17 protein-coding genes are annotated in these 12676 nt (G+C 43.2%); 14 read left to right on the top strand and 3 right to left on the bottom strand.

Translation table 11 applies throughout. From position 1 onward, the window contains the following. Positions 1-94 precede the first annotated feature (94 nt). Positions 95-721 (bottom strand): LysE family translocator, encoded by a 627-nt coding sequence (locus ACHUFI_RS01535; RefSeq protein ID WP_394246413.1) that lies wholly within the window; start codon positions 719-721, stop codon positions 95-97. A 105-nt stretch (positions 722-826) separates the two neighbouring features. On the opposite strand from ACHUFI_RS01535, the gene ACHUFI_RS01530 reads away from it, so the two are divergent. The 9 genes from ACHUFI_RS01530 (at position 827) to ACHUFI_RS01490 (ending at position 6655) form a co-directional block, all read left to right on the top strand. Then, positions 827-1702 (top strand): LysR family transcriptional regulator, encoded by an 876-nt coding sequence (locus ACHUFI_RS01530; protein ID WP_394246412.1) that lies wholly within the window; start codon positions 827-829, stop codon positions 1700-1702. Positions 1703-1792: 90 nt separating this feature from the next. Beyond that, positions 1793-2581: a lipase family protein gene (locus ACHUFI_RS01525; protein WP_394246410.1), complete on the top strand. Its 789-nt coding sequence runs from the start codon at positions 1793-1795 to the stop codon at positions 2579-2581. A gap of 204 nt (positions 2582-2785) precedes the next feature. After that, on the top strand, positions 2786-3217 hold the full coding sequence (locus tag ACHUFI_RS01520; protein ID WP_394246409.1) for a DUF2000 domain-containing protein: 432 nt from the start codon (positions 2786-2788) through the stop codon (positions 3215-3217). Positions 3218-3372: 155 nt separating this feature from the next. Beyond that, a complete protein-coding gene (locus ACHUFI_RS01515) occupies positions 3373-3804 on the top strand; it encodes a GFA family protein (RefSeq protein WP_394246407.1) in 432 nt (143 codons plus the stop codon). Positions 3805-3942: 138 nt separating this feature from the next. Continuing rightward, complete coding sequence (locus tag ACHUFI_RS01510; RefSeq protein WP_394246405.1) at positions 3943-4701, top strand: carbon-nitrogen hydrolase family protein; 759 nt, start codon at positions 3943-3945, stop codon at positions 4699-4701. Between the two features lie 95 nt (positions 4702-4796). After that, a complete protein-coding gene (locus ACHUFI_RS01505) occupies positions 4797-5147 on the top strand; it encodes a RidA family protein (protein WP_394246404.1) in 351 nt (116 codons plus the stop codon). Between the two features lie 120 nt (positions 5148-5267). Continuing rightward, positions 5268-5744: a GNAT family N-acetyltransferase gene (locus tag ACHUFI_RS01500; RefSeq protein ID WP_394246402.1), complete on the top strand. Its 477-nt coding sequence runs from the start codon at positions 5268-5270 to the stop codon at positions 5742-5744. A gap of 174 nt (positions 5745-5918) precedes the next feature. Then, complete coding sequence (locus ACHUFI_RS01495; RefSeq protein WP_394246400.1) at positions 5919-6323, top strand: hypothetical protein; 405 nt, start codon at positions 5919-5921, stop codon at positions 6321-6323. 122 nt (positions 6324-6445) lie between these two features. Then, positions 6446-6655, top strand: coding sequence for a DUF6434 domain-containing protein (locus tag ACHUFI_RS01490; protein WP_394246399.1), 210 nt, complete (start codon positions 6446-6448; stop codon positions 6653-6655). Positions 6656-6751: 96 nt separating this feature from the next. Here ACHUFI_RS01490 and ACHUFI_RS01485 read toward each other — a convergent pair whose 3' ends face one another. After that, positions 6752-7246, bottom strand: coding sequence for a peptidylprolyl isomerase (locus ACHUFI_RS01485; protein ID WP_394246398.1), 495 nt, complete (start codon positions 7244-7246; stop codon positions 6752-6754). 138 nt (positions 7247-7384) lie between these two features. On the opposite strand from ACHUFI_RS01485, the gene ACHUFI_RS01480 reads away from it, so the two are divergent. From ACHUFI_RS01480 to ACHUFI_RS01470, 3 genes are all read left to right on the top strand, one after another. Further along, positions 7385-8401, top strand: a complete 1017-nt coding sequence (locus ACHUFI_RS01480; protein WP_394246396.1) for a S66 family peptidase — start codon at positions 7385-7387, stop codon at positions 8399-8401. 94 nt (positions 8402-8495) lie between these two features. After that, positions 8496-8672 (top strand): hypothetical protein, encoded by a 177-nt coding sequence (locus tag ACHUFI_RS01475; RefSeq protein WP_394246395.1) that lies wholly within the window; start codon positions 8496-8498, stop codon positions 8670-8672. 274 nt (positions 8673-8946) lie between these two features. Continuing rightward, positions 8947-9603 carry a Qnr family pentapeptide repeat protein gene (locus ACHUFI_RS01470; RefSeq protein ID WP_394246393.1) on the top strand — a complete coding sequence of 219 codons (657 nt, stop codon included), beginning with the start codon at positions 8947-8949 and terminating at the stop codon, positions 9601-9603. Between the two features lie 285 nt (positions 9604-9888). Here the strand turns inward: ACHUFI_RS01470 and ACHUFI_RS01465 are convergent, their stop codons facing one another. Continuing rightward, positions 9889-11085, bottom strand: a complete 1197-nt coding sequence (locus ACHUFI_RS01465) for an MFS transporter (RefSeq protein ID WP_394246391.1) — start codon at positions 11083-11085, stop codon at positions 9889-9891. Positions 11086-11182: 97 nt separating this feature from the next. Here ACHUFI_RS01465 and soxR point away from each other — a divergent pair, with 97 nt between their 5' ends. Further along, positions 11183-11623, top strand: a complete 441-nt coding sequence (gene soxR, locus ACHUFI_RS01460; protein ID WP_394246389.1) for a redox-sensitive transcriptional activator SoxR — start codon at positions 11183-11185, stop codon at positions 11621-11623. A 126-nt stretch (positions 11624-11749) separates the two neighbouring features. Next, positions 11750-12640 (top strand): acyltransferase, encoded by an 891-nt coding sequence (locus tag ACHUFI_RS01455; RefSeq protein ID WP_394246388.1) that lies wholly within the window; start codon positions 11750-11752, stop codon positions 12638-12640. Positions 12641-12676 lie beyond the last annotated feature (36 nt).

Genomic DNA, 12676 nt, shown 5'->3' with positions numbered 1-12676 from the left:
AGTACTTCGTGATAAATGAAAAGCCACGTGAGAGCATCATCTCGCGTGGTTTTTTTGTTTCTTATTGGCGGTTAAATTAGGTGATAGCTCATCATTAGGATTTGAGTGCTAACACGGCACCAAAGGTAAATAGCCCTGCGCCACACAACTGGTTCAACGCTTTTTTCATGGTAAGCAACCGTGCCTGCAAAGCTTTTGAGGTGAACAGTATGGCTACTAAAGCGAACCAAACTCCATGCAACACCACCATATATAAGCCATACGTTAATGCGAGCGCGTTATCAGCAAAGTAGTTGCCGCTCGTCTCGGGTGAAATCACTTGGCTGAAAATACTCAGGAAGAACAGCATAGTTTTTGGATTCAATACATTACATAGGAACCCTTGGAAGAAATGTTGTCTTGAACTCACAGGTGCTTCTGCCTGTGCCGTCATTTGTTGCCCGCTACTCGCTGAGAAAATGCCTTTAAGCCCCAAGTAAATCAGATAGGCAGCCCCTGCATAACGGACGGCATTGAATAAGGTCTCATTCTGTGAGATTAAGTAACTTATTCCGAGCATTGAATAGCCGATATGAACACAAATCGCTAAACTGACCCCTATGGCTGTCCAAATCCCAGCTCGTCGTCCCTGATTAAGGCTATTCTTTAGTACAAGGACAAAATCTGCCCCAGGGCTTATAACTATCAATATTCCAAGTACGGCCAAGCTTAACAATTCCATATCTACTCCAAACGTTATGGTGGTGTGGTTTTGCTAGATTGTAGGGCGAGATGGCGAATTAAATAATCGAATTATTATCCATTTAAATGTGAGGAAAATTCACAGTTGAGGCATTTGAAATCTTTTCATGTATTCCATGTGGCGGCTGAATATTTAAGTTACAGCGACGCAGCAAAAAAGCTGAATATCACTCATGGTGCAGTCAGCAAGCAGATCAAAACGCTTGAACGGTATTTGAATCAAGCACTGTTTTATAAACAGGGGCGCAATGTACGCTTAACCGCAGAAGGTGAATTATTAAAAACCTACACCGCGCAGGCATTTGACGCTCTGGAAACTGGCGTGGGCAAACTCCAACAAGTAAGCAGTCAATGTTTGGAGGTATCGTGCGAGCCTACATTAACCATGCGCTGGCTTATGCCAAGGTTATCGGATTTTCATGCTCAATCTGGTGGAGATGTTAGGTTGTCGACGGCGGGTGGCCCCGTCATGCTTGGCAGCAATGGCTTGTCGATGGCGATTCGACGAGATGATTTTGAAATCTCTCAAGATTACAAAAAAACTCATTTGGTTGAAGAGTGGGTTGGCCCTGTGTTTTCTCCAGACTATTGGCAGAAAGTACAAAGCGATCACGGCCAAATAAAGCTGCTGCACAGTGAAACTCGGCCACATGCTTGGCGTTTGTGGGCCGATCGCGCGAATTTATCTCATTTCATGGAAAACACGCATCAAAGTTTTGCGCACTTCTATTTTTGCATTCAAGCGGCGGTCGATGGTCTAGGCGCTGCGATGGGCTCCTACCCTTTGGTGATGGATGACATTCAAAGAGGGAATTTAGTCGCGCCGTTTGGCTTCGCCCCTTCTGGCCACGATTACGTGTTGCTAAGTCAGAATCAGCCTATCAATGAGTTAGAGCAGCAGTTCGCGGGCTGGCTTATCGAGCAAATAACGCTATGCGTGCCAAATGGGCTGAGTCGCTGAATCGATGCTATGGAATGAGAAGGGGTAATTGATTTATCCCTGTAACTTAACTGTACCATACTGAAGGTATGTGCTTTTAAAGGTTACGAAATGAAGAACTTAAAGCGATACCAATACGAGCGTTATGCCGTGCTGTGCAATTTGGCCTATCAAAGAGTATTGAAACAAACGCGTTATGGTTTTGCGCCAAGTGGCCAGAGAATTGTTGCTAACCGCTTCGGTAAGACCTTGATGCGAGTGCTGTGGAGCAATGACAGCGATGAAGTGATCGTGGTGATTAAAGGGTCGCATAACGTTTGGGATTGGTTGCTTAATCTATGGTTTTGGCAACGAAGCTGTCGCTATCTTGGCTTAAATTACTCAATTCATGCCGGTTTTCATTACTTACTTCGCCAAGAAAGCTTACCGACACATCGTGATGACCGATTAGGTGATAACGTGGTCGAGCGTTTGTTATCGATTATTGAACCACATATTCAAAGTGGCAAACGCATTACTTTTACTGGGCATTCCTCGGGCGGCTCGATCGGCTGTGTGTTGGCGGATTATGTCGAGAAGCTGCATCCGAAATCCGTGAAACGAGTGGTCACTTTTGGTCAGCCTGCGGTGGGTGGTTGGGCGTTTAAGAAGCGTTACGGGTTAGCACACAAGACGTATCGCATATGCTGCGATTTAGACATCGTAACTTTCCTTCCGTTGCTTCCCGGTTACTACTGGCATGTCGGGAAGATACTTTGGTTATACAACGGACGCATTTATGAAAACACCTCAACGGTCATTCGCCTGAGTCGTTCGATTGGGTCTTGGATTATCCGGCCTTTCTCTTACCATTTGATGAGTAAATATATTCGTAACAAAGATTTTTTCGATGAACGTTAAATTCAATACAACGCACTAGTTTGTTGAGTTCGGTTTATTCAGTTTCCCATCGCTATGTCATACAAAAGTTTCTTTATTTTCTCGGTTGGTCACACGATTGAACGGATAAGTACTTGTTATTAAATAGAAAAATGACGAGTATGAATCCGATAGGATATTAGACAGTGCAGTTTTAACGAACATTTAGATTATAAGGATGTAAATATGGGTGATTTCCCTGAAGAAAACCAGAAAAGGTATATAGCTGTTTTAAGTAAAAAAATGGATTTGGGTCGTACGCTAAATGTACTGGGCCACCTAAGTGTTGGGCTATCAAAACAACTTGCTGACGATGAAAGCCTGTATGTAGATTATGTTGATATGGACAGCAATATCCACCCTAGTATGTCCCACTATCCATTTATAGTTTTGAAAGCTGACAACTCAAACAAATTACGAAAAGTAAGAGAAGACGCGATAAGTCGTGGCATAAAGTTTACCGACTTTACACACACCATGACGGAAGGCGGATCGGTAGAGCAGCAACAGAGAACTAAAGAAACTAAAGAGGCAAATTTAGAATATTTAGGTGTCTGTTTATTTGGTGATACTGAAACTCTAAGAGAATTTACTAAAAAATTCAGTCTATACAAATAAGCTGTTCTATAACAATGTCTTAATGTCTTTCAATATAGGTAAATACAGCCTCATATCGCTTTAGCTGCGCAGTTAAATTGAGGCTTTACTATCTAACGTATAAAAAAGTTAACTGACAAACATTAGCGTTAAAGGTATTTTTCGTTTTATGGAGAATGGATTTGAAAGGTAATTGTTTATGTGGTGCTGTGTCATTTGAGTTGTCTGGAGTTATACCTCCGATTTATCAGTGCCATTGTTCTCTGTGTCGCAGAGTATCTGGTTCATCATCAAATTCAGCTTTAATCATCGAAATTGATCGCTTCAAATGGCTGTCGGGCGAAAATTCAATTAGTCGTTATATTTCGAGTTCTGGTTTTAAATCAGAATTTTGTCAGTGTTGTGGAAGCCCTGTTCCAAACCTTAGTGCTAGCAAAGACAAATATTGGGTTCCGGCTGGGTTAATGTCTGATCATATAGAAACGACAATTAAGGCTCATGTCTATGTCAACTCACGGGCAAGTTGGGACCAAGCATTCATCGATGACGGTGTTGAAAAGTTTGCCACTATGCCTTCGCAAGGCTGCGGGTTGAAACTTCCTGAGTAACCGAGCATAAACATGGTGACTATGAATGAATCACGAGGCTTGGCTGTTTAACTAGAAGTCAGTTAAGTCATTACCACTCAAACGCTAGTTCAGATGGTATTGTCACTTACGAGTAGCACCATATTTTAAGGAGAAAACGTGAAAACAGATTTAACGATTAGTGTGGCTCAAATCCCCGTCGTAAGAGGTGACATTCCCACGAACTTAGAACACCACCTTCAAATGATTGAGCAATCTTCGCTTCACAATGCTGACGTTGTTGTTTTTCCAGAGCTATCACTGACGGGCTATGAACTTGATTTGGCGGCGAAGCTTGCCTTTTCTCCTGAGCCATCGAATTTCGAAGCCTTGTCTCAAGCCTCCGTTAAAAATGAGATCATCGTGATCGCAGGTGTTCCGTTACGTTTGGAGCATTCTTCAAAGCCAACCATTGGCGCGGTTATTTGCTTCCCTAACGGTACGGTTCAGTTTTACTCAAAACAATATCTGCATGCTGGTGAAGATACGTATTGTTCATTTGGCGAGATGGACTATGCCATTGATGTAAAAGGACATCGAATTGCATTGGCTATTTGTGCCGATTTTACCAAACCAGAGCATTCTCAAAGAGCTCGAGAGTTGGGTGCCGACATTTACGTTGCAAGCGCTCTAATTTCTGATAATGGGTTTGTGGCGGATTCAAAGGTTTTATCGAGAATCGCGTCAGAACATGGCTTTCCTGTACTTTTAAGTAATCATATTTCAGTCACTGGTGGTTGGGGAACCTGCGGAAAAAGTTCCGTCTGGGACAAGGACGGAGAGCGTGTTCTAAGTTCTATTTCTGATAGCCGTGGTTTGGTTTTGTGTCGCTTTTCTGGCAGTGATATTGAAGTAAAAGCAATAACGCAATGCGCTTAATGTGAGAGTGTTTCGATTAAATATCGTTGCAACGGCGTGATAAATTGGGTGTGAAAAAGAACATTAGTGAGGCGCTTGGCTTCAAGGGAAAGAAAATGATAGAAAGGAAACGAGGTGCCTATCAAGGCCGAAATAAGTCCTCAGCTTATAAAGATTTAGTTTGGACGGTGGCAACATCGGCCGACACTACATTAGACATAGTGGGCCAAACAAAACTCACGCTAGAAACAATCGAGAAGAATCTTGAAGAGTTGGGTTCAAGTAAAACTCAAATTGTAAGCGCACAAGTGTTTATTGCGAACATGCATGAGAAAGCTCTCATGGATACAGTTTGGTGTGAATGGCTAGGAGACAACTCGGATGATTGGCCTCAACGTGCCTGTTTGGGTGTGGCGTTAGAAGGTGACGTTCTTATTGAAGTCACGGTCACAGCCGTAAGGCATTAGGCCTTTTATCGATACATTATTATTTTGGTTTACGGTGTACTCGTGAGGAGCGTTGTGCGCAGCTGCCTGCCTCTCCAAAGAGTGAACCTACAGCGAATGTTTGAGCAATGGAGAACATATATGATCGTAAGGAAAGCGACCAAACAAGACTCTAGTCAGCTGTTACAGTTACTTAAGTTAAAAGCCGAATTTGACCGCAGCATGAAAGGGTTTGACGGCCAAATAACAACCACGACAGAGAAAATCGAGCATACATTATTTGGTGACTACCCATTTGCTCATGCTTTGTTATTGGAGCTGGATTCGCAAACTCTAGGCTTTGCTCTTTTTCACTATCGCTACTCTTCTTTTAGCGGCGAGCCGTCTATTTGGCTCGATGACTTATTAATTATTGGAGAGCAACGCTCCAAGGGCTATGGCCGTGAGTTAATGCATGCAATGAGAGTGCAGGCTGAGAAGTCTGGTGCCTCTCATATTGCCTGGACGGCAAGTCCTTTGAATACAAAAGCTCATAAATTTTACAAAGGGTTAGGTGCGGAAATTGAACGAATGGACGGCCAGCGACCTTACTTCCGTTGGCCTGTATGCGGACAGTGACGCTTTTTGCGGTGAACGCTAACGTGGAAATGTCTTAGGGTTGTATTACTTTAATACGCCGTGATTTCTTAAGTATGATTAACGTATTAATAAGGTTATTTAAGGTCAAAAAATTAGAGTCGCTCAGCCGTTACAAGTAACCTTTGACCTCTTTAACTATACGACTGTTCGAAAATGAAATCAGATAAAACCTATCAAAAAATGACATTCCACCATGCAGGTATTCCAACAAAAGACTACTTACCTGGGGAGACTCATAACGCTTCTTTGAAGATGCATGCCGCAGGGTATTTTGAAACACCTTACGCGATGGAATGGATGAACTTTGATGAAGACAGCTCACTTCCCGAAATAATTAAAACACAACCCCATATTGGTTATGTCGTGGAAAACCTCAAGGATGCGATTAGGGGGAGAAACGTTGTTTTGGAGCCAAGAAGCCCGGCGTCAGGAGTCACAGTGGCGTTCATATTGGAAGGTCGAGATCTGATTGAGTTCTTACAGTTTGATAAGCCCGAGCAAGAAGTCTGGCCGCACCCTAATAAATTTATGTTGGAAATCATAGGGAAAGAGGGGTAGTCGCTTTGTTAGACTATTCTATATCCAGCGTATTCTTGTAAGTTAGTTAGGTGTAGCCATCTAGGTACTTAGTTGTAAAACAAAAGGCTCTATCTGCCTTATACGAAAGGAAGTTTCAATCCATGGAAAAGGTTGATTGGCATAAAAATCAGATTGATGACGATACGATCATCACGGATAGCTACAAAACTACCCAGAATGTTCGTCGGTACTTCCAAGCTAAACTAGGTGAAGAGTTCAAATTTGATCGTGATTTTATGAGTTGGATGAAGGGGGCAACCGGGCAAACAATGGGCGATGCGTTGCAAGAGTGGATTCGCCGTCAGTCTTAGGTAACTCTTAAAAATAAAACAGCAGTCACCGTTCAGCCGTTGGGGTTTAAGCAATCTGCGCTTTGCATATTAGCAAAGCGCATTTTTGTGCCTAGATTAGTCAGTAATCGTCACTTTTTCGATGGTGATGGCATCCATCGGCACGTCGTCATGACCAGCGACAGTCGTGGTCATCGCTTTGCCGATATTGTTCACGACTTCCATGCCCGCCGTCACTTTTCCGAACACCGCATAACCCCAACCATTGTTTGTGCTTGCTGTGTAATCCAGGAAATCATTGTCTTCTAGGTTAATGAAGAATTGAGCGGTCGCTGAATGTGGTGCATCAGTTCGGGCCATCGCAATAGTACCGACGGTATTTTTAAGGCCACGATTAGCTTCATTCACGATAGGCGCGTGCGTCGGCTTTTCTTTCATCTTTTGAGTGAAACCACCACCTTGAATCATGAACCCATCGATAACGCGGTGAAAGATGGTGTGCTCGTAAAATCCCTCTTGGCAGTACTTTAGAAAGTTCTTAGAGCTAACTGGTGCTTTCTCTAAATCCAGTTCAATGGTGATGTCACCGTAATTGGTCGAAAAAATAATCATAGTGTTCAAAGCTATTTAGGTTGTAGAAGTAATAGTGTGATTATACGTGATACTGAGCCACACAGTAGCTTTACCTGCTATATGAAATGATTAGAATACGATGTTAACTGAATGATTTGATTAAAGGTAAGGACACCTATGACTGCTTTACTGCCTAAACCATTACAAGATGGCGACAAAATTGGTTTTTTCTCGCCCTCGTCAACTGCCACTGTGTTCGCGCCAAAGCGTTTTGCAAGGGCGAAGGCCTTTTTAGAATCGAAAGGCTTTGAACTCAAAGCGGGAAGTTTAACGGGCTGTTCAGATTACTATCGCTCTGGCTCGATCAAGGATAGAGCGGAAGAACTGAATGAGTTAATTCGCGACCCTGATGTGCGCTGCATCATTTCGACAATTGGTGGCAATAACAGCAACGCATTACTTCCGTATATCGACTATCAAGCGCTGCGTGGCGACCCCAAGATCATCATTGGCTACTCAGATGTGACTGCATTATTGCTTGGCATTCATGCGCAAACTGGTATCACGACATTTTATGGCCCAGCATTGGTGGCATCCTTTGGTGAGTTTTCGCCACTTGTTGACCAAACATTCCAGTCGTTTGTTGAGGTTTGTATGGGCCAAGCTTCCCTGCCTTATTCGTATTCGATGCCAAAGCAATGGACAGATGTGATGATAGATTGGGAGTCTCAGGAAAGTGCCAAACCTGTGTATGACAACCAATGGGACTTCCTTGGGACAGGGGTTATCAAAGGGCGTGTGATGGGTGGAAACCTCAATACCATGCGCGCTATTTGGGGGAGCCCATACATGCCTGAGATTATGCAAGGCGATATCTTGTTGATTGAAGATTGTATGCATGGCATTGAAGTGCTGGAGCGCTCTTTTGCGCACATGAAAGCCTGTGGGGTATTCGACAAAGTTTCTGCAATCGTGTTGGGTAAACATGAGCTGTTTAATGATAAAGGAACAGGCCGAATGCCTTTAGATGTGTTGTTGGAAGTACTCGCTGGACAAGCACTGCCAATATTGAATGGCTTCGATAGCTGCCACACTCATCCGATGCTTGTTACTCCTATCGGTGTTCAGGCGGCCATTGATTTTGACCAAGAAACTTTCGAATTGATTTCTCCTTGGATTCAATCGGTTAATTGATATAGCCTTCAGCTAGGCTTTTAAGCTTGTATTCTCCACTATACTTGTAAGGTAATACTCGTGATTTGCTGAAGGACACCCTCTAGGAGGATACATGGAACTGCATAATGAAAGAGGTGAAATCGCAAAAATGGCGGATAACCTCACGTTGAAAGAAGTCTCTGAGATGGGATTCACTATCGACCTTTGTGATGAAGCTTTCGATCCAAATGAGCACTGGCAAGTGGATGCTCAGCCTAAGCGTCGCAAAGGTGAGTTCCCACAAGATTAACGCTCCCACCGAACTAAACCGAGCGCTTATCCCTTAACAATAAAAGGGGATTTGCCTCGGTTTGTCTTTGTTAGCCTAACGCTCACTGTGCCCGTAAACTTTTTTCAAGTTCCGCTCGGGCGATTATTTATAAACACACCCCTTAAATAGTCAATTTAACCCCTTAAAATGGCGATTTTGTGGTGTTTTAAGTTATTGTTTTTCAAGGTTTTGTTTTTGGTGATAAATCCATGTGCCAGTGTTAGCCTTAGCTCAAAGAAATAGGAGTGAAAGAATGCATGCAGTAGGCGAGGTGTTTGAACACCATGATTTTTCGAAACAAGACTTAGCGAATGCAAACTTTAAACGTTGCAAATTCTATTTGTGTGATTTTAGCCGAGCAGATTTGCGCGAGGCTAAATTTGACGATTGCAGCTTTATTGAACAAGGGGCTATTGAAGGTTGTGACTTCGAATACGCTGATTTACGTGACGCCAGTTTTAAAGATTGTCAGCTGTCGATGGCCAACTTTAAAGGGGCCAATGCCTTTGGCATAGAATTAAGAAAATGCGACCTAAAAGGTGCGAACTTTGCTCAAGTGAACTTTGTTAATTATATCAGCAGCAAAGTGTATTTTTGTTCCGCTTTCATAACAGGGAGCAACTTGTCTTACGCCAATTTTGAAAAGCAATGTCTAGAGAAGTGTGAGTTGTTTGAGAATAAGTGGAGGGGCGCTAATTTATTAGGGGCGTCGCTCATTGGCTCGGATCTAAGTCGTGGGGAGTTCTCTCAAGAAACTTGGGGGCATTTTCAAATGCAAAATTGCGATTTGACCCATTGTGATTTAGAAGGGCTTGATATTCATCGTGTTGATTTATCTGGTGTCAAGATTTGTGAGTGGCAGCAAGAGCAGCTGTTAGAGCCTCTCGGGCTGATTGTTATGCCGAACTAACCCTTACGATGAAAACTAAGCGGTAGAGGTTCCCATCGCTCAGTAAACCTATCCATTTATAGTATCGCGATCGCCAATAAGAAAGACCATACAACGACTGTCATTAAACAGTCTCCCCAATGTTCTTTGATTGAATGTAACATGGCGCACCTCTCTACAACTTCGATTCCAAGAGGCTAGGCGGGTTGTCTCTGTGATGGCTTTTATTGGTTTGGATCGCAGTGGCAATTAGTCTAACCGTATATATAAACAGAGCATAAAGTGTGCCTAAATATTGCCGCTTTGCTAGTACTGACTGGCTTCAGCTAATTGAAGTGGCTTGCTGGCTAGTGCGCTCATGATGAGCCCAGCAATCAGTACAACCAAGGCTGCAATGGCAAACCCTAAGTAAGTCAGCTGATAGTGGCTAAGCACGGCAATCAATATATAACTTAGGCTTTGTATGGTAGTCGCGAACATCGCTAAACCTCCATCCACACGGCCTCTATGACTAACTAACACGCTGTGATGCATCCAATTCGTTCGGGCGATTCGGTTTAATGCATTAAAAAAGCCGAACCCAGCAGTGAACACGAGTAAATACATAGGATGATCAAAGGCGCTCATCCCCAACAGCATCAAGACCAGAATATACATGGAATAAATGATCGTATTTTGGTGCGTCGTGATTGTCAGAAGCTTGGCAACAAACAGCCCGGTAATGAGGGAACCCAATCCAAATGCGACGTTGTACATCGCATACCAATCTCCGGAAATCTCTAGCTCAGCAAATCGGATTGGTACGAGCTTTCCTAAGAATGTTAGTACCGGATAAGACAAACTTGAAAGTAACAAGATTCCATAGAAGCGCGGTGTTTGCGCAAAGATGTTTTTGCTTTCAATCAACTGAACCATGAAAGGGGTCTTTTGGCTGCTACGAATTTGTTGTCGGTACGGGGTGAAGGTATAGCTGATCGCGGCAACAGCGGAAGCAAAGGCAGCGAATAGCGCAAATTCAAGCATTCCCCAAGTTTGCAAAAGCACGATACCCAGAGCGCCAGCACCAAGGGTTGTCCCTTGCATGACGATTTCTTGATAGCCTGAGATACGAGCGTATTCGTGCTTGTCATAGTTTTCTTGGGTGAATGCGTTATTGGTTGACCAAGCAAGGTTGCTAGACACCCAGAATATCAGCTGTGCTCCTGCTAGAAGCCAATGCGAACCAAGCTCGAACCAGTAAGCGATGAAGATAGCTGCGGCCGTCATTGCTTGTACAACTTGAACTAAGATAAGAATCGATTTTCTTGAATGTCGGTCAATTAGGGTAGAGAAAAAGGGGGTGACCATAAAAGAAATCGCAGTACATGCTAGTGCGGTTAGGGCGACAAAAGTACCCATATTAGGCTTTGCGAGAATGACCCAAGGCAGTGCCATCATGAATAAGCCTGAAGATATACCATCAAAAAACCGTCCGGTAAGGTAAGGCATCGTTTTGTTTTTCATACATGTTCTCCGTGGAAGTCTTGGTCATTGACTGCTACTCTAAAACCTCAAGCTAACTTGAGGTAAAGCGTTTTTTATCATTTGTTGAGAGGGAAAGATGGACATTGGTGTAGGGGAAGTCGCAAAGCGAGCGGGCGTGAAAGTATCGGCCTTGCATTTTTATGAACAGAAAGGATTGATCAGCAGTTGGCGTAATCAAGGTAATCAGCGACGTTATCATCGCAGTGTATTAAGGCGTGTTGCGGTGATAAAAGCGGCTCAGCAAGTCGGCCTTAGCTTAGAGGAAATAGCACAAGCGTTAGCACACCTGCCAAAGCATCAGGCGCCAAATAAAACCGAATGGGAAGAAATGGCCACGTCTTGGCATGCGCTTCTTGATGATAAAATTCACCGTTTGCAATCGCTACAGAATGATTTAGGGGGATGTATCGGGTGTGGTTGCTTGTCGTTAGATAACTGTGCGTTAAGAAATCCACAAGATGTAATTGGAGAAGAGCATCAAGGGAGTAACTTGTTAGTTGAGCCTGAAATTGAATGATCTTGTAAAGGCAGGGTGCAGGGAAGTAACAGGCAACAGCTCCGACTTCATTGATTTATATAATAAATTTTAACGTTCTGTTACATAAAGAGTATACTGCGTTTTTTGTTTTCAGACCGTGTTCCCATGCTTGATAATATTCGTTTAGTCTTCAATGTTTTGTTCGTGACTCTCAATACGGCGTTTACGGCTTTTGTCGTGTGCTTATTTGCGGTGTTCAAATTACTTCTACCTTTTAAAGTCGCACAAGTCGCGTTTACTCGATTGGCGAATAAACAGTTTTGGCTATGGGCAACGTTAAACCTATGGATGCTTAACGTAAATAATGACATTAAGTGGCAAGTCGAAGGCGGTGAAGAGCTGTCACTAGAGAAATGGTACTTGATGATGTCAAACCACATCAGTTGGTCTGACATTGTAATTTTGACTTCGGTATTAAAAGACAAAATGCCTATGTCTAAGTTTTTCTTAAAACATGATTTGCTATACGTACCATTTGTAGGTTTAGCATGCTGGGGTTTAGACATGCCCTTTATGAAGCGCCACTCTCGCGAATTCTTACTTCGCCACCCTGAACGTCGTAATGACGATTTTGAGGCGATACAGAAGTCGTGTAAGAAATTCCAACAAACCCCGACCACTCTTGTTAACTTTGTCGAAGGGACACGCGCTAGCCAAGAAAAGCTAGCCACGGTTAAAACCCCTTACCAACACTTATTGAAACCTAAAACTGGTGGTTTGGCGTTTGCCTTGTCAGCGATGGGCCCAATTCTCGACGGCATTGTGAATGTCACACTTGCTTACCCTGAGAACCAAGAATCGCCTTTCATTGATATGCTAAAAGGTAATCTCACTTCTGTTGTGGTTCATATTAAAGTGCATCCTATGGATGAGAATGTGAATGGTGATTACTTCAAAGATAAAGCATTTAAACGCCGTTTCCATAGTTGGTTAAACAACGAGTGGAAAGAAAAAGATGAGTACTTGCAAGGCGTGTACGAGCAACATCAGAAATAGAAAAAATGCTGACGATTTCGTCAGCATTTTTCGTTT

Origin of the sequence: Vibrio profundi (genome assembly GCF_043642225.1) — a bacterium.
GTDB lineage: Bacteria > Pseudomonadota > Gammaproteobacteria > Enterobacterales > Vibrionaceae > Vibrio > Vibrio profundi_A.
This window is presented reverse-complemented; position numbering and strand designations above follow the sequence as displayed.

What these genes read in the sequence shown, in the direction of transcription:
- ACHUFI_RS01535 (WP_394246413.1), bottom strand. Translation starts at nt 721, where the DNA reads ATGGAATTGTTAAGCTTGGCCGTACTTGGAATATTGATAGTTATAAGC.
- ACHUFI_RS01525 (WP_394246410.1), top strand. Translation starts at nt 1,793, where the DNA reads ATGAAGAACTTAAAGCGATACCAATACGAGCGTTATGCCGTGCTGTGC.
- ACHUFI_RS01520 (WP_394246409.1), top strand. Translation starts at nt 2,786, where the DNA reads ATGGGTGATTTCCCTGAAGAAAACCAGAAAAGGTATATAGCTGTTTTA.
- ACHUFI_RS01515 (WP_394246407.1), top strand. Translation starts at nt 3,373, where the DNA reads ATGGATTTGAAAGGTAATTGTTTATGTGGTGCTGTGTCATTTGAGTTG.
- ACHUFI_RS01505 (WP_394246404.1), top strand. Translation starts at nt 4,797, where the DNA reads ATGATAGAAAGGAAACGAGGTGCCTATCAAGGCCGAAATAAGTCCTCA.
- ACHUFI_RS01500 (WP_394246402.1), top strand. Translation starts at nt 5,268, where the DNA reads ATGATCGTAAGGAAAGCGACCAAACAAGACTCTAGTCAGCTGTTACAG.
- ACHUFI_RS01495 (WP_394246400.1), top strand. Translation starts at nt 5,919, where the DNA reads ATGAAATCAGATAAAACCTATCAAAAAATGACATTCCACCATGCAGGT.
- ACHUFI_RS01490 (WP_394246399.1), top strand. Translation starts at nt 6,446, where the DNA reads ATGGAAAAGGTTGATTGGCATAAAAATCAGATTGATGACGATACGATC.
- ACHUFI_RS01485 (WP_394246398.1), bottom strand. Translation starts at nt 7,246, where the DNA reads ATGATTATTTTTTCGACCAATTACGGTGACATCACCATTGAACTGGAT.
- ACHUFI_RS01480 (WP_394246396.1), top strand. Translation starts at nt 7,385, where the DNA reads ATGACTGCTTTACTGCCTAAACCATTACAAGATGGCGACAAAATTGGT.
- ACHUFI_RS01475 (WP_394246395.1), top strand. Translation starts at nt 8,496, where the DNA reads ATGGAACTGCATAATGAAAGAGGTGAAATCGCAAAAATGGCGGATAAC.
- ACHUFI_RS01470 (WP_394246393.1), top strand. Translation starts at nt 8,947, where the DNA reads ATGCATGCAGTAGGCGAGGTGTTTGAACACCATGATTTTTCGAAACAA.
- ACHUFI_RS01465 (WP_394246391.1), bottom strand. Translation starts at nt 11,085, where the DNA reads ATGAAAAACAAAACGATGCCTTACCTTACCGGACGGTTTTTTGATGGT.
- soxR (WP_394246389.1), top strand. Translation starts at nt 11,183, where the DNA reads ATGGACATTGGTGTAGGGGAAGTCGCAAAGCGAGCGGGCGTGAAAGTA.
- ACHUFI_RS01455 (WP_394246388.1), top strand. Translation starts at nt 11,750, where the DNA reads ATGCTTGATAATATTCGTTTAGTCTTCAATGTTTTGTTCGTGACTCTC.